12 protein-coding genes are annotated in these 14,984 nt (G+C 55.1%); 7 read left to right on the top strand and 5 right to left on the bottom strand.

The genetic code is table 11. The features are described from left to right. Positions 1-32: 32 nt before the first annotated feature. The 3 genes from NTX59_01975 (at position 33) to NTX59_01965 (ending at position 3,543) form a co-directional block, all read left to right on the top strand. On the top strand, positions 33-1,889 hold the full coding sequence (locus NTX59_01975; GenBank protein MCX5784436.1) for a 2-oxoacid:acceptor oxidoreductase subunit alpha: 1,857 nt from the start codon (positions 33-35) through the stop codon (positions 1,887-1,889). Positions 1,890-2,159: 270 nt separating this feature from the next. Next, a complete protein-coding gene (locus tag NTX59_01970) occupies positions 2,160-3,161 on the top strand; it encodes a 2-oxoacid:ferredoxin oxidoreductase subunit beta (GenBank protein MCX5784435.1) in 1,002 nt (333 codons plus the stop codon). Positions 3,162-3,297: 136 nt separating this feature from the next. Beyond that, entirely contained in the window at positions 3,298-3,543 is a 246-nt protein-coding gene (locus NTX59_01965) for a hypothetical protein (protein MCX5784434.1), read from the top strand. A 488-nt stretch (positions 3,544-4,031) separates the two neighbouring features. On the opposite strand, the gene NTX59_01960 is transcribed toward NTX59_01965, so the two are convergent. Together NTX59_01960 and NTX59_01955 are read right to left on the bottom strand one after the other, a co-directional pair. Then, positions 4,032-6,113 carry an SPFH domain-containing protein gene (locus NTX59_01960; protein ID MCX5784433.1) on the bottom strand — a complete coding sequence of 694 codons (2,082 nt, stop codon included), beginning with the start codon at positions 6,111-6,113 and terminating at the stop codon, positions 4,032-4,034. A 172-nt stretch (positions 6,114-6,285) separates the two neighbouring features. Then, positions 6,286-8,415 carry a SpoIID/LytB domain-containing protein gene (locus NTX59_01955; GenBank protein ID MCX5784432.1) on the bottom strand — a complete coding sequence of 710 codons (2,130 nt, stop codon included), beginning with the start codon at positions 8,413-8,415 and terminating at the stop codon, positions 6,286-6,288. Positions 8,416-8,576: 161 nt separating this feature from the next. Here NTX59_01955 and NTX59_01950 point away from each other — a divergent pair, with 161 nt between their 5' ends. From NTX59_01950 to NTX59_01940, 3 genes are all read left to right on the top strand, one after another. Further along, on the top strand, positions 8,577-9,134 hold the full coding sequence (locus NTX59_01950) for a sigma-70 family RNA polymerase sigma factor (protein ID MCX5784431.1): 558 nt from the start codon (positions 8,577-8,579) through the stop codon (positions 9,132-9,134). A 169-nt stretch (positions 9,135-9,303) separates the two neighbouring features. Further along, positions 9,304-9,834 carry a hypothetical protein gene (locus tag NTX59_01945; protein MCX5784430.1) on the top strand — a complete coding sequence of 177 codons (531 nt, stop codon included), beginning with the start codon at positions 9,304-9,306 and terminating at the stop codon, positions 9,832-9,834. 62 nt (positions 9,835-9,896) lie between these two features. Further along, positions 9,897-10,613 (top strand): hypothetical protein, encoded by a 717-nt coding sequence (locus NTX59_01940; protein ID MCX5784429.1) that lies wholly within the window; start codon positions 9,897-9,899, stop codon positions 10,611-10,613. A 127-nt stretch (positions 10,614-10,740) separates the two neighbouring features. On the opposite strand, the gene NTX59_01935 is transcribed toward NTX59_01940, so the two are convergent. The 3 genes from NTX59_01935 to NTX59_01925 form a co-directional block, all read right to left on the bottom strand. Beyond that, positions 10,741-11,943: a S8 family peptidase gene (locus NTX59_01935; GenBank protein ID MCX5784428.1), complete on the bottom strand. Its 1,203-nt coding sequence runs from the start codon at positions 11,941-11,943 to the stop codon at positions 10,741-10,743. Positions 11,944-12,172: 229 nt separating this feature from the next. Beyond that, positions 12,173-13,042: a hypothetical protein gene (locus NTX59_01930; protein MCX5784427.1), complete on the bottom strand. Its 870-nt coding sequence runs from the start codon at positions 13,040-13,042 to the stop codon at positions 12,173-12,175. 21 nt (positions 13,043-13,063) lie between these two features. Then, positions 13,064-13,903: a hypothetical protein gene (locus NTX59_01925; GenBank protein ID MCX5784426.1), complete on the bottom strand. Its 840-nt coding sequence runs from the start codon at positions 13,901-13,903 to the stop codon at positions 13,064-13,066. Positions 13,904-14,105: 202 nt separating this feature from the next. Here NTX59_01925 and NTX59_01920 point away from each other — a divergent pair, with 202 nt between their 5' ends. Continuing rightward, on the top strand, positions 14,106-14,921 hold the full coding sequence (locus NTX59_01920) for a hypothetical protein (GenBank protein ID MCX5784425.1): 816 nt from the start codon (positions 14,106-14,108) through the stop codon (positions 14,919-14,921). The last annotated feature ends 63 nt before the right edge of the window (positions 14,922-14,984 follow it).

Raw genomic sequence — 14,984 nt, 5'->3', positions numbered from 1 at the left:
GTCCAGTAACGGCGCTTCCAAAGAGGTGCAAAATGAATAAGTCCCCATCTAAAAAAGAAGTCAAGATAAGCGAGCTGAATTCCATAACTATACGTTTCGCCGGCGATTCCGGCGACGGCATACAGCTTGTGGGCCATCAGTTCGCCAATGCCACCGCTATAGCCGGCAATGACCTGAGCACTTTGCCGGATTATCCGTCCGAAGTCCGCTCTCCGGCGGGCTCGCTGGGCGGGGTCAGCGGGTTCCAGATAAGTTTCGGCGATGAATCGGTCAAGACGCCCGGCACCAAGCCGAATGTGCTCATAGTCATGAATCCGGCGGCGCTCGCCGTCAATATAAAGAACGTGGATAAAGGTTCCGTGATAATCGCCAATTCGGACGCGTTCAACCAGGGCGCCCTTGAAAAGGCGGGCTACAGTTCCAATCCCCTGGAGGACGGCACGCTCGCCAACTACAGGGTCCTGCCCGTGCCCGTGAATACGCTCACGGAAAACACGCTTAAGGATTCCGGGCTTACCAGGTCGCAGATCTTAAAGTGCAAGAATTTCTATATGCTGGGCATCATGTACTGGATGTACGGCCTGCCCTTAGAACCCACAGTGAACTGGATAAAGATAAAATTCAAAAAAACGCCGGAACTGGCCAAAGCCAATCAACTGGTTCTTGCGGCCGGCTCCGCTTACTCCGAGGCCACGGAGATGTTCGACGCCAGATTCCAGATAAAGAAAAGCCCCGTGGCGCCGGGCAATTACCGGAACCTCACCGGCAACGAGGCCGCGGCTTACGCGCTTATTACCGCCGCCAAACTCCTTAAAAGAAAACTTTTCTACGGTTCCTATCCCATAACTCCGGCGACCGAGATCCTTCAGACGCTGGCCAAGCATAGGGCTAACGACGTGGTGGTCTTTCAGACGGAGGACGAAATAGCCGCGATCTGCGCTTCCATAGGCGCCTCGTTCGCGGGGTGCCTGGCCGCCACCGGCACCAGCGGTCCCGGCCTCTCGCTTAAAACGGAAGCTATGGGCCTCGCGGTCATCACGGAACTGCCGCTGGTTATAGTGAACGTGCAGAGAGGCGGCCCTTCCACCGGCCTTCCGACCAAGACCGAGCAGTCGGACCTCCTGCAGTCCGTTTATGGCCGACACGGCGAATCGCCGCTGGTGGTGCTTGCCGCCTCAAGTCCGGCGGACTGCTTCACCACAACGCTTGAAGCCGCCCGGATAGCCGTAAAATATATGACGCCGGTCATAGTGCTTTCCAACGCGTATCTCTCCAACGGCTCCGAGCCGTTCCGGATACCCAAACTGAAAGAACTGCCCAAATTCGACGTTCCGCGCCTGCCGGAGCCGGGACAGTTCAAACCATACATGAGAAACCCTGAAACCCTGGCCCGCCCCTGGGCGTACGCCGGCCTTAAAGGCTATGAACACAGAATAGGCGGTCTTGAAAAATCCGACGGCGACGGCGCCGTCAGCCACGACCCGGAAAACCATGAGCTGATGTCCAAATTACGGGCCGAGAAGATCGCCAGAGTGGCGGCGGACATACCGCCGACCAAAGTCTACGGCGCGCTGGAGGGGGATCTGCTGGTCGTAGGCTGGGGTTCCACATTCGGCGCCATCACACAGGCCGTGAACGAGGCCAGGCGGACGGGTCTGCAGGTCTCATCCGCGCATGTCAAATACATGAACCCGCTGCCGCCGGACCTTGGAACGGTGATGCGCAGGTTCAGAAAGATCCTGGTGCCGGAGGAAAATTTCGGCCAGTTCAGGATGATGCTGCGCGCGGCTTACGCGCTGGAGCCTATCGGTCTCAATAAAGTCCAGGGCCAGGCGCTCAATTCGGACGAGATCCTTGTGAAAATAAAAGAAATCCTGAGAGGTTCATAGAGGAGCCTCCGCAGAATAACTTGAGCATTTGGAGGCTCAGATTTGAGATGGATGTGAGGCACGACGACGAAGGTGTAGCTGGGCCTACATTGAGGAGGAGTAACGAAGCAGACGCTCAAAGGTGAGCCTCCCCAAGGGGGCTGACCACTTTTGGGCTACAACTGCGTCACTCGTCACTTACATAGCGGTGCTATAGCGCGTTCCTCGTTCCTTGTTTCGCCACAAATTCGGTCAGTCAAATGTTCAATTTATTCTACGGAGGCTCCTAATATGGAAAACACAAAACTGACAGCCAGAGATTTCGCGCCCAGCCAGCCGGTAAAGTGGTGCCCCGGCTGCGGCGACTTCGCCATACTCGCCCAGGTACATAAGACCATGGCCGCCATGGGCCTGCCGCACGAGAAATACGTGGTGGTCTCAGGCATCGGCTGCTCAAGCCGCTTCCCCTATTACGTGAACACCTACGGCGTCCACTCCATACACGGCCGGGCGCCGGCGGTGGCTTCGGGCATAAAACTTTCAAACCCCGAGCTTTCCGTGTGGGTAGTCACGGGCGACGGCGACGGCCTTTCCATAGGCGGCAACCATATGCTGCACGCCATAAGAAGGAACATCGGCCTGAAAATACTGCTTTTCAACAACCGTATTTACGCGATGACCAAGGGTCAGGCCAGCCCCACCACGCAGTTGGGGACGAAGACAAAAACCACGCCCATGGGAACCATAGATTATCCCTTCAATCCGGCGCGCTTTGCGATAGGGCTTGACTGCACGTTTGTCGCCCGCGGCCTGGATACGGATATGGCGCTCACAAGCCGTATACTTGAGCGGGCTGCCGGGCATAAAGGCACGGCGTTCGTGGAAATATTCCAGAAATGCCTGCCTTTCTCCGAAAAGGAATTTGACGATCTCAAAGATCCGCAGAAAAAAGACGACCTGACCATAAAGGTGGAACATGGCAAGCCGCTCATCTTCGGCAAGAACAGGAACAAGGGCATAGTGTTCAGGAACTTCAGGTCCGAAATAGTGGAATTCGAGGCCGGCTCCATACCCGCCGAGGTGGCCGTTTATGACGAAACCAATGCCGAGATGGCCTACCTGATAAGCGGTTTTCAGGCTCCCGAATTCCCGATACCGTTCGGCGTATTCCGGGCCTCGGAGAAGCCGTCATATGAGGAGCTTTATTATAACCAGGTAGCCGCCGTGGGCGATACGAAGGGCAATGAGCTTGAAACGCTGCTCTCCGGCCCCGACGCGTGGGAAGTAAAATAACAGCAGAGGTTGGGATCTAGCGTACAGCGTATAGGGTATTAGGGAAGGAGTTCTTTACATTCCCCAACCCCTCACGGCTAGCCCCTGGCCGCTTGAAATTCACATTTTGCGGTTATTTATTTAAGGAGATAAAAATATGCCTAACAGATTATACGTGGCGGGAAAAGATTCTCGGTTTAAAGTCCAGGGCGCGGCGCCCGCCGGGTTCTGGGTGGGGCTATGGCACGGCCTGATAGCGCTTATCACGTTCATCGTAAGCCTGTTCAATGATGACGTTTCGGTGTATGAAACGAACAACAAGGGAAAATTATACGAATTGGGCTTCCTGATAGGCGTGGGGGCGTTTTCGGCAAAGACCAGTTCCCAGATACATTGCCATTAGAGTCTGGTTACAAAATCGCTTATGAGATTGGGGACTTGCCGCCGGGAGAATATGCCCGGCGGTTTTGTTTTACAGCAGGACGGCTGATTTTCCAACTCTTAAAAAGGTACCAGGTACCTTTTTACGGGCATATCTTCCCGGCGGTTTATTTTATGGCGGGGCGGAGAAAAGGCAGCAGGAGCCTTATATTAGTATAGAGAAAATGCTTATAAGATAAGGATAATTTATCGGGAACCAACCCTTAAAAAGGTACCTGGTACCTTTTTATGCTTTTTATGCCTTTTTACGGGCATATCTTCCCGGCGGTTTATTTTATGGCGGGGCGGAGAAAAGGCAGCAGGAGCCTTAATGGCCGATAAACTTGCGCAGGTTTTTGTGGAAAAGGCAGCAGGAGCCTTAATGGTCGGTAAACTTGCGCAGGTTTTTTGCCTGCTAAAATTGAAAAGCCCCGGGAAACCGGGGCTTTTCAATTTTACTTATTACCTTCCTCAGACTGCGGGTTTATCGGGGCCGGAGCCCTGCACCACTTTTATCGTGCCGGCCATCAGGCTCGCTATAAACGCGGCCAGCACATTTGACGAGGCGCCCTCGCCGGAGGCCCCCTGCACCAGCACATCAGGCGTTATTTTTATCTTGCCTTCCGAAACCCGCTTCATTATCTCTATCACCGCCAGCGGCGACTGGCCCAGCGCCAGCGCCTGTTTTGTGTAGGCCTGGGCGGTGGCGTCGCCTATGGCGCGTATCTTTTCGCCTTCCGCCCTGCCGACCGCCTCAATGCCGCCGGCTATTCCTTGCTGTTCAAGCTTGGTGGATTGACCGCGGCCTTCAGCTATAGTGATGGACTGCTGTTTCTGCTGGGTCGCTATCTGCACGTCAATTTCAGCTTTTACCAGGTTCGGCTGGAGGTCGGCCTGAGCTTTGGTCTTTTCCATCTCCCGGCGGCGGCCTTCCGCTTCCTGCTGGGCGTCGTACATGGATTTCTGCTGTGTGGCCACCACTTTATTCGTGAGCGTCTGCATAAGGCGCTCCGGCAGCTTTATCTGGCAGATAAGCACGCTGACGGATTCAACATGATACCTGGTCAGCTCCTCCACCACATGCTGTTCGGCCTTGCGCTGCTGCTCGTGCCGGTCCTGCATGAACATCATGGCCTCGGTGGAAGAAGCCTGGTTGCGGAACGAGCTGTCTATAAGCGGGTGTATGACCGCCTCTATCAGGTTCTGTATGGTGCCGATACGCGCCACCATGTGCGGCGCTTCCTGCGGCAGGACGCGGATTATCACTTTCACTTCCACCGTCATCTCGAACCCGTCTTTTGAAACTATCGCCAGCGGGTTGAAAACAAGCGGCATAGACTGCTCCGGTTTCTGTTCCGCCCAGTCTATGGTGATATTGGTGGTGGGGATGATATGCGGCGTGAAAGCCAGTTTGTTAAGGTAATACATGCCGGGGCCAAGAACTTCTTTCTGTATGCCGCGGTAGCCCGGCTCCACCACATAGCGCTCAACGCCCGCTTTCAGCCCGTCGCCTACGGAATCAGCCGGGGCCGTCGGGACGGGGGCCTGCTGCGAGGGATCCTTTCCTATGTTTGAAACTATAACGGCCACTTCGCCGCGCTGCACCTGCAGAACGTCGTCCGTGTTCACTTCGAACATCATGGGGTTGATGTAAACCGTGCCGGGCTTCAGGAAATCAAGCTGCGGCCCGCGCTGGCCGCCGCCCTCAAGAAAACTCGCCGCGTCCTGAAATTCCTTGTGTCCTTCAACCGGCCTTGCCACATATTCGCCCGCGGGCAAAGGCTCGCCGTCTTTTGCCGTAACCAGGCCCACGCGCCGGGTCGGCACTATGGTGGCTTCGCGCATTTCAATAAAGAACATTTTTGAGTTAATGCGGTAGGAGCCGGGCAGCAGTATATCTATCTGGGGGCCTTTCTGCCCGCCTTTTTCCAGGAACGCCTGACCGTCCTGAAAGTTATTGTGCCCCTCGCTTCTTTTGGCCAGCAGCCGGCCCGGGACTATAGGCTGGCCGTCGGCGGCCACCACCACGCCTATTTTACCGCTTGGGATCTTTACCAGCGGAACTTTCTGCACTCTGAAAAGGTAAGGGTTTATCCTGTGCAGTCCGGGCGGGAGGATCTGTACCTGCGGGCCCTTTTCGCCGCCGTTCTTTAAAAACTCCTCTCCGTCCTGGAACAGGTTGTGCCCCGGAACCACCTTGGCAAAAATTTTGCCCGCGGCCACCGGCAGGCCGTCTATGGATTCCACCAGCCCCACTTCCTGTTCCTCCACTTTTATCATCAGATTTTTTTCAACCCGGTAAAGGAAAGGTATCAGCAGGTGCAGGCCGGGCGGCAGTATGCGCGCCTGAATGCCCACTTCGTCGGGCATGGCCACCACGCGGCCTTTGGGCATCGCCCGGCCGAACCAGCGCCGTTCAAGCACGGCTATCTGCACGCCGCCCACTATGACCACGGAATTGTAAACTATCAAAAAAAGAATTATCGCCAGCGTCATTACTATCGCCGTTATAACATCCGGCTGCAGCATCAGTTGCCCAAGTGTATTTGTCATTGCCCCTCCAATACTTGTGTAGGTGCCGTATAAGGAGCTATGCTCATCAGACGGCCGATGTCTTTTACCTTCACGCTATTCTAGCAAAATCAGGAACGGCGCAGGTTGTTTAGGCTGAAGGCTGAGGGCTGAGGGCTGAGGGTTTATAAGATAATTTTCTCAACTTCAGCCTTCAGCCTTTCTTTTTGATGTACTTTATTTTCCTCAGCGCGGTGCCGGGGAAATAAAATTCAATTATTTCCCTGTAGTTCTTATTGTATTTTCCCGCAAGTCCCGCCGCGCCCGACTGGCACAGCCCTATGGCGTGGCCCCAGCCGCCGCCATAAAACCAGTAATTGCGTATCCTGCCGTCCTTGAAGCGGTTTATTTCAATTTCAAAGAGAGTGCTTTTAAGGGGGGCAAAGCCGAGCAGGTTCCGTATAAGGTGCTCTTTGGTTATGGTTATGGTCTTTTTGGAGCCCACCAGCTTAATGGAATTCACGTTGCCGGAGCGGCTGCGCCGGAGCGGCACAATTTCGCGCAGGTCGCCTATGGAATAGTCCCGTTTTACGCGGAAGTCCAGGTCCTTGTGCTTTATGATCTTCATCCAGCGGTATTCGGAAGCCCGCACTTTGCCGGGGTAATTGCAGTTGGCCTCGGGGTTGCCGGTAAGCCAAAGGTGGAATTCCCACGGGGGCAGCGCGGCGGCGGAGGAAATCTCCACGCTGTCGGGGTGGTCGTAGAGATACGGCGAATCGCCCCAGCCGCGGACCTCGCCGGAGGCCTGTATCCAGCCGCCGCAGTTCGAATGATAAAAGGTATAAGCGGGTTTGCCGTGATAGAGCAGCAGCTCCCCTTCGGTGTCAAGCACCGCGCGGTTGGTCGAGTTGGCCTCGTTTCCCATCCCCTTGTAGGCCTGGCAGTGCTCGCCGTCGCAGATATGGTAGCCGTCGGCCTTGTGCGCGCCGCCGCGGGCGCGCCGTATTATAGCCTGGGTGCGGGCTATCACGGCCTGCGCTTTCAGGGTTTCATAGGGCCATTGCGCCGAAACTTCGCTTGGCACGACTCCCATGAGGTACTGTTCCATCTCAAGAATATTTATCACGCCAAGGCCCCTGCCGCGTATAGGATAAAGCTCTATGGCCCCGCGGTACTGGCGGTCCGAGAACGCGAACCACGGGTTGCCGCATTTTTTCGAGCTCTCAAAAATAACGGAGCCGTTTTTCGCGTCTTTTGAGGCCAGAATAAGCGGCCCCTTAAAACGGCCGTAAACCGTGCCGCTTGAATCTTTCAATACCAGGCGTTCCCCGGAGTATTCCGCCGTCCATTCCTCGTCGGGCGGAAGTTCGGCGTATAATTTGCCGCTTCTCTTGCCGTTTATGGCAAGCCCCTCAAAAGACTTGAATTTCAGGTAATTATTCCGCCCCTGTTTGCCCGTGTTGCCGGTGCCTATGCCCACGCGCATTTTCGTCGACTTTGACAGGCTGTTTATCACATCCATCGGCTCCATGGAAAGCGGGCGGATTATTTTAAAAGGCGGGCGGATCTCTTCCGGTTGTTTTGTAAGTTTGCCTTCCAGCACTTTTATCGCCTTGGAGGCCACCGGATGGCCCGGCGCGGAATCAAGCACCCTGTGATATTGGTTCCATGCTTCGTTGAACTTGCCGTCCCTCGCGTAAATACCGGCAAGCGGCAGGCGGGCTTCGGTAAAAGTCGGGTCCTTGCGCAGAGCTTCTATCAGCGCGGCCTCGGCTTCTTTGTACATCTTGAAATTCATGTAATTCCAGGCGATAATATAGTCCACCCCGGCGAAATCCGGACGCAGCTGTTTATAGCGGCCAAGAAGCTCTATCGTTTTATCCTTATCTTCAAGGTTTGAATAGACGCTGGCAAGCCCGAGGGTGGCGCGTTCGTGGTCCGGCGCGAGACGCAGCGCCAGCTCAAAGGCCTCCTTGGCGGCGGCGTAATCGGCCCGGTGGAATTTCAGCCAGCCGGTTTCCGCCTGAATGTCGGGGTTGTCCGGAGCCAGGGCCGCCGCCTTGTCCATGACCTGCGCGGCCAGACGGTATTGTCCGGCCTGGCGCCAGCACATGGCGGCGTTTAAAAGCGGCTCCGGGTTCGCGGGCTCAAGCGCGGCCATACGCATATATTCGGCTCCGGCCTTCGGCAATTCGCCTTTAAGATAATAGGAATAGGCGTCCGGCTGCCCCGCACTTTGTCCGGAAGGGCCAAAGTGCGGGGCCGGCGTGTTGTCGGGAGCCGCGGCCCGGGCTTTGAGGCAGGCGTTAGACAAAATGAGGGCAAAAATAATTATAAGGCGCATGGTATAAAGTTTTATAATGATATCGTATGAAATTATTGTGGGTAGCGAAATAGCGAATGGCGAATAGCAAAAGGGCAGTGGATAGCGAATAGAGGTTTGTGGTGTTGAAGGAAACTCCTCCCCTAATCGCTATTCGCTAACCCCTATTCGCTTCTTCTTATATGACCGACGCTGAACTGATGGAGGCTTTCGCGAACGGGGAAACCGAAGCCCTGGGAGAGATCATTGCCCGCTACAAAACGCCGCTTTTTAATTATCTTCTGCGCATAACCGGCAATACGGCCGCGGCGGAGGACCTGTTCCAGGATGTTTTTGTCAAGCTTGCCCGGTCGCCAAAGGCCTACGGGGAGCGGTTTAAGTTTTCCGCCTGGCTTTTTACCGTGGCGCACCACGCGGCCATGGATTATTTCAGGCGCCGTTCGGCGCAAAAAACGGTGCCGCTTGACGGGGACGCGGAAAACCCGGGGGCCGCCGACTGCCTGGCTTCAGGCGAGCCCGGGCCTGAGCAGGCGGTTCAGAACCTGGAGCTTAAACGCCGCGTTGAAAAAGCTCTCGCGCTTCTTTCGGAAGATCAGCGCGAGATCTTTTACCTCAGGCATTATTCCGGCCTTTCTTTCAGGGAAATTGCGGCTTTGCTTAAAATACCCATAGGCACGGCTTTAGCCCGCGTGTCCAGGGCCGCCGCCGTGCTGAGGAGGGAACTGGAAAACAGGGAGTAACTGCTAAGGAATCCAGTAGCCAGAATTCAGTAGTCAGAATGAGAATACCCGTGACGAGTAAACTTCCCTATTCTGGATTCTGACTACTGAATCCTGTCTACTTGAGCAGTACCAACAAAGACCTGCAATAAAAACCCCGGATTTTGCGTTATATGGGTAGGAGGGGAATATGACCTGCGAAGAGGCGGAAAAAACGATCCTGTACTTTTACGGAGAGCTTGACGGCTCCGCGGCGTACCAGGCGGAGCGCCATATAAAAGCCTGCCGGTATTGCTCGGCCCAGATAGCCGCGCTTGCGGAGACCGGTCTTTACCTTAAAAGCGCCGGTTCCGAGCCTCCGGCCGCTTTAACGGAAAAGGTGCTTGAGCTTGTCAATGATATGCGTCCGCGCGGATTCCTTGAAATCCTGGCGTTTGCTGACCCTTTCCCAACGGCTGAGGGGACACCGCAGCGCGGTTTCCCCTGGCGCCGGACTGTCGCGGCTTCCGCGCTGGCGGTCGTTTTTGCCATCGGCTTCGCTTCAACGGGATATAAGAACGTGTCCTGGAAAAGCGATATAGAGAGCAGGCTGGATGCGGCGGAGTACAGCATTTGCCAGCTTCAGGGGGAGAATACCTCGTTATGGCAGGCCGATTTCGACTACAAGTATTCCGACCTGGAGTCAAAGATAGCAACTGGCGCGAATGCGGACAGCGTATAACAGGAATAGGGCTGAAGGCTGAGGGATAGGGGAGTTGAAGGCGTATAATAAGGAGAAATTGTATGAACAGAAAACTGGTGTTTTTAACGGCGGTTTCAGCTATACTGGCGGTTCCGGCGGTTTACAGCGCCGCACAGGACCAGGGCGGAGGCGGCCCGGACGAGAGGGAATCCGTGCAAAGAGAGGCTCCCGGCCCCGACCAGGAAATGGGCCCGGACATGCAGCAGCGCCAGAAAGAGGGCTTCGCGCCCAAGCGCGGAGTTAAGAAGGGTTTTGCCGGCGAGGCCCCCTTCGGCGAACCCGGTCTGAGAGGCGGCGGCGGACCTATGTTCCTTGCTGAGGACGAAGTTATAAGCGTCATAAAGAAACATGACGCGAAATTCGCGGAAACAATAACCGGCCTCAAGGAAACATCCCCCGGGGAATACAAGATGCTGCTTATGATGTCGGGGAAACTGCTGGGACAGGCCAGAATGGAGAACGACGATAAAATAGAGGCGGACGCGGTGCGCGGTCTTTTCCTTGAATATGAGACCAAAAGGTTGTCGCGCAAATATGAAAAGGCCGCCGATGCGGACAAAGAGGGTGTAAAAGCCGAATTGAAGGCCAAAGTCGCGGAACTCTTTGACCTGCGGCTTGTGGCCCAGGGCATAAAAGTCAAAAGGATAGAGAGCGACCTCGCCCATCTTAAGAAGAGCATCGAAAGCAGGAAAGTCAACAAGGATAAAATAGTCCAGGAGCGCGTCGGACAGCTGACCGGCGAAAACCTCGGCTGGTAGTTGAAGAAAGCGTATAGGGGTTAGCGAGTAGCGAATAGGGAAGGAATTCCTTAGCGGAAAATTAAAAAAGTCCCGCGGAATATTTCCGCGGGACTTTTAATTGTTCGCTCTTAATTCCAGCGATTCTTTAATGCGCGATCTTTGCCGCGTCTACAAGGCCCGCGCCTTCTTCAACAGGCTTAAGGCCCAGGCTTGAAGCCGATTTGGTTAGGGCTTCCCGTACCGCCGCCGGAGTTTTTGCCCCGGCCGCCACCGCCAAAGCCGCCAGGCCCGCCATATGAGGGCAGGCCATGGAGGTTCCCGACATGGTCGTGTATTTCCCGCCTTTGTAGGTGGAATAAATATTAACGCCGGGCGCTATAAAGGCGATCTCAGCTCCTCTTGAGGAGAAGGAAGCTATCTTGTCGCCTGAATCGGATGCGGAAACAGCTATAGCTTCGGGGTATTTGGCCGGGTAATTTACCGGGCCCGAATCATTGCCGGCCGCGCAGACTATGGTGACGCCGGCCTGGTTTGCCGCCGTCATGACTTTTGCCATGGCGTCCACCGAACCGCCGCCGCCCAGGCTCATGTTGATGACATTCATTTTGTTCTGGGCCGCCCATTCGATGCCTGAAATGACATTGGAATATGTGCCGGAGCCGTTCTTGTCCAGCACTTTCACGGCGTAAAGGCTTGCCCTGGGGGCTATGCCCACCACGCCAACAGAATCCCTCACCGCGCCTATGGTGCCGGACACATGTGTGCCGTGGCCGTGGTCGTCCATGGGGGTCATCGTAGAGACAATGGCGTTATAGCCGCCGGCGTAATTAGCTTTCAGGTCAGGGTGGTTGTAGTCCATGCCGGTGTCTATAATAGCCACCTTAACTCCCGCGCCTTCGGTGAAATTCCATGCGCCGGAAGCGTTTACGCGCTTCACGCCCCAGGGTATTTCAGCGAGCGCCGGGTCCGCGGCGGGTTTGCTGTCCCCGAAAACAGGCAGGCCCGCGCCTGCGCGTATCAGGTCCATCGCCTGCTCCATGGTGGGAAGCGGGTTTCCCGTCATGGACAGGGGGGTTTCCTCTATCCATTTGATATATTTGTCCTCTTCAACGGTTGTAACTCCTTTGAGGGCGTAAATGCTGGCGTCTTTAATGGCATCAGGAAAAACAGCTACCAGGGCGTCTATTATTTTAAATTCCTTTGTCACCTTTCCGCCGATGTCTTCAATGCTTTTCGCCATGGCGCCGCCGCGGTAGGCCGGATCAAAGCTTATAATTTTCTGCGAAGCCTGCGCGCGGGCCGCGCTCATCAGCAGCGCGCCGGCAAATATCCAGAGTAATTTCTTCATTTTTCCTCCCAGCGTGAATATCAAGAACTCCAAATATAGGACTTTTGTTTGATAAAAGTCAAGATAAGCTGCAAGTCTAAGAGTCTGGGAGTCAAGAGTCTAAGGGGCACAGAGGCTGGCGGTTTAGCAACCAACGGGTTACAATTAATATCTTCAATCTTGAATCTTCAATGTTTTTTACCGGTTACCGGATACTGGTTACTGGCTACCCCCGGCTTCACCCTGGCGTTTACCGCCCGCCGCCTACGTTCATCTGGTTGATGTAGTTGCTGGCGTTCGGATTGCTCATCAGCAGGCCCATGATCTTAGGGTCCTTCATCAATCCCAGCAGTTCCGGGTTCGCGGTGACGATGTCGGCCATGGCCTGGGGATTGTTCAGCAGGGCTTTGCCGGCGGGTGTGTCCAGCAAAGCGGTCACCATCCCGCTTGACGCCATGGCGTCAAGCGCCTTCGGATTGTTAAAGGCGCTTTGCACAACGCTGTCCTTCATGAAATTAGTTATCGCGGTTCCGCTTTTCAGGTAATTAGCCAAAGCCTGGGGGCTTGCCGTGGCGGCTTTTACATTGTCCCTGGACATAAACCCGTTGATAACGTATTTGTTGTTTAAAATCGCGCCCAGAGCTTTCGGGTTATTCATGAATTTTCCGACAGCGTAGCTAAGATAGCCTTCTTTGAAGCCGAAACCCCTCTGTTCCTGCGTCCGCAGGCCGGCCAGCGGCGACTGCCGATCGTCGGCCGCGCCTTTAGTATCCCGCGGGCGGGCGGCGGGGTTTTGCGCTTTGCCGGGGTTCTGTGTTTTGCCCGAGCCCCGCGTTTTCGCGTTATCCGGTTCTCTCGGCCCGTCGCCTGTTTGCGTTCCGGAGCCCCTCTTGTAATGCAGCGAAAGAACGTTATCTTCCAGGTTAGGGGTGTAAACGACAGTGCTTTTTTTTATTTCTCCCTCGGAGGAATTAAAAACCGTTTCTTCGTCCTTTGAAACGTCCACATCCCCTAAATTTACCTTCTTTGTCCATTGTATCAGGGGTATGGCTATGAGAATGTAAACAGGCGTCAGATACAGCCATATTTTCCAGCTTGATTTTTTATCTTTTTCTTCCATAAAAATGTGCCCCTGCCGCCTTTACGGCATGCCGCCCATATTCATTTTGCCCGCCGCGCCGGCTGTCCGGGGATTGTTCATCAGGGCGTTCATGATATTGGGGTTGGTGGCCAGCGTCATGGCTATCTGCGGATTGGAAACCATCAGATTGTTCAAGGCGTCAGGGTGTTTCAGCAGGTTCTGCATCGCCGGCGTATCCAGGACGGCGTTGGCCAGCTCGCTTGAGAACACGGCGTTCATCAGCTGCTGGTTCCCCATGCCCGCCTTTATCACGCTCTTATTCAAAAAACTATTCACGGCCTCGGAGTTTGAAAGATAATTCTGCAAACCCTGAGGGCTGCCTAAAGCCGCTTTTACCGTGCCTCTTGCCATGAAGCCTTTAACCACGAAAGAGTTGTTTAAAAGGGCGCTCACGCCTTTTACGGACAGGTTCTTGCCCGCCATGTAGGTAATATAGTCCTTGGTGTAGCCGATAGACATGTCCTTCCGCGCTTCTTTGGGGTTGCGCGGCTTAGGCGTTTGCCGCTCGCCTCCGGCCCCGCTTTTGCGCGCCTCCGGCTGCGCGGCCGGCTGTTTGACGGGCTCCGCCGCGGGCGCCGGCCTTGCGGCGGCGGTTTTTTCCGGTTCGTAATTGAGCGGGGTGCCGGTGTTGGGCTGCTCCGTGCCGTACTGCGGGGCGCCGGCTTTTTTAATTTCGCCCAGCGGGGCATTGACGGCTTTAGGCGCGTTGGAAATCTCCGTATCCGCCGTTTTTTTAGTCATTGCGTGTTTCACCATCGGTATGCCTACGATTATGGCAATGTAAACAGGCGACATATAAAGCAATAGTTTCCAGTTTGATGTTTTTCTTTCCGGGTACATTTTTTGTGTTCTCCCTTGCCCCGCACTTTGGCCCTCTTCGGAAAAAGTGCGGGACTTGCCCGCCCTTAGGCCGATATCTGTAATAATATAACAATGAATCCCGCCAATGTCAAATACCGGTTTATGTTATAATAGGTCAATGCAACTTCAGGCGGTTGGCGGTGTTTTATTGGAAAATTTATTTTATCTGTAGGAGGGGAAAATGAAAAAGATCATGATCGCGGCAATACTTGCCTGGCCTTTCGCTTTTGCCGGGGCGCAGGACTCAAACCCCGCTTCCGCTGACGGTCAGCAGGGGGCCGCCGATGAGCCCACAGCGGAGTCCGTGGAAGCGGTGCAGAGGCCGAACTCCCAGAGAATAATGCTCGAACTTTCCCCTCTGCGCCTGAGCTCAAAGCAGGAATCGCGGCTGACCGACGCCATAGACAAAAAGGCTAAAGAATTTGACAGGCTGATGAAGGAGTACGACAAGACCTCGGCCGAGGAAAAAAACCTGCGCTATAAAGTGGATGGGCAGCGCCGCGGCCTTCTGCAGATAAACCGCTCCATATCGGACCTTATAAAAGATTCTCTTGACGAAGAACAGCGCCAGAGCTACGCCGCCATGCTGGACGCGAAAAACAAATCCGCCCCGCAAGAGGAGCCGGCAGTGGCCGAAACGCCGGCCGTTCCCGGTAAGTCCGCCGCGCCGAAGCCTGTCAGGAAACACAGGGTGTTAAAAAAGAAACGCCTTCCCACGCCGGATGAAGTCTCTGACGCCGTCCCGGCGGCCCAGCCGGACGAAGCCGCTAAAGCCGCCGCCGAAGAGGAGCCCGGCTCTGTGATGGTGGATAAGGAACATGACTCGGTCCGGCCGCCCGCGCACAAAAAAAAGCGCGTTTTAAAGAAAAAAGCCGCGGTTCCGGCCAAGGCCCCGGAGCCCAAAGAGGATATAATGGCTAACGAGCCCGCCGCCGGCGCCACGCCCGCCGCCCCGCCGCCCCCCGCCGCCGAGGAGGATGCCGGGTCGTATCCGTAGGTGGAAAGCTGTAAGGAACAGTAACCGGTAAAGCAAAAAATATTGAAGATTCAAGATTCCGGA

It is taken from the genome of Elusimicrobiota bacterium (assembly GCA_026388155.1).
Taxonomy (GTDB): domain Bacteria; phylum Elusimicrobiota; class Elusimicrobia; order Elusimicrobiales; family UBA9959; genus UBA9634.
The sequence above is the reverse complement of the archived record's forward strand: the minus strand, read 5'-3'. Positions and strand labels throughout refer to the sequence as shown.

Excerpts from the sequence above, each read along its gene's own strand:
- NTX59_01975 (MCX5784436.1), top strand. The coding sequence starts at position 33 with ATGAATAAGTCCCCATCTAAAAAAGAAGTCAAGATAAGCGAGCTGAAT.
- NTX59_01970 (MCX5784435.1), top strand. The coding sequence starts at position 2,160 with ATGGAAAACACAAAACTGACAGCCAGAGATTTCGCGCCCAGCCAGCCG.
- NTX59_01965 (MCX5784434.1), top strand. The coding sequence starts at position 3,298 with ATGCCTAACAGATTATACGTGGCGGGAAAAGATTCTCGGTTTAAAGTC.
- NTX59_01960 (MCX5784433.1), bottom strand. The coding sequence starts at position 6,113 with ATGACAAATACACTTGGGCAACTGATGCTGCAGCCGGATGTTATAACG.
- NTX59_01955 (MCX5784432.1), bottom strand. The coding sequence starts at position 8,415 with ATGCGCCTTATAATTATTTTTGCCCTCATTTTGTCTAACGCCTGCCTC.
- NTX59_01950 (MCX5784431.1), top strand. The coding sequence starts at position 8,577 with ATGACCGACGCTGAACTGATGGAGGCTTTCGCGAACGGGGAAACCGAA.
- NTX59_01945 (MCX5784430.1), top strand. The coding sequence starts at position 9,304 with ATGACCTGCGAAGAGGCGGAAAAAACGATCCTGTACTTTTACGGAGAG.
- NTX59_01940 (MCX5784429.1), top strand. The coding sequence starts at position 9,897 with ATGAACAGAAAACTGGTGTTTTTAACGGCGGTTTCAGCTATACTGGCG.
- NTX59_01935 (MCX5784428.1), bottom strand. The coding sequence starts at position 11,943 with ATGAAGAAATTACTCTGGATATTTGCCGGCGCGCTGCTGATGAGCGCG.
- NTX59_01930 (MCX5784427.1), bottom strand. The coding sequence starts at position 13,042 with ATGGAAGAAAAAGATAAAAAATCAAGCTGGAAAATATGGCTGTATCTG.
- NTX59_01925 (MCX5784426.1), bottom strand. The coding sequence starts at position 13,903 with ATGTACCCGGAAAGAAAAACATCAAACTGGAAACTATTGCTTTATATG.
- NTX59_01920 (MCX5784425.1), top strand. The coding sequence starts at position 14,106 with ATGAAAAAGATCATGATCGCGGCAATACTTGCCTGGCCTTTCGCTTTT.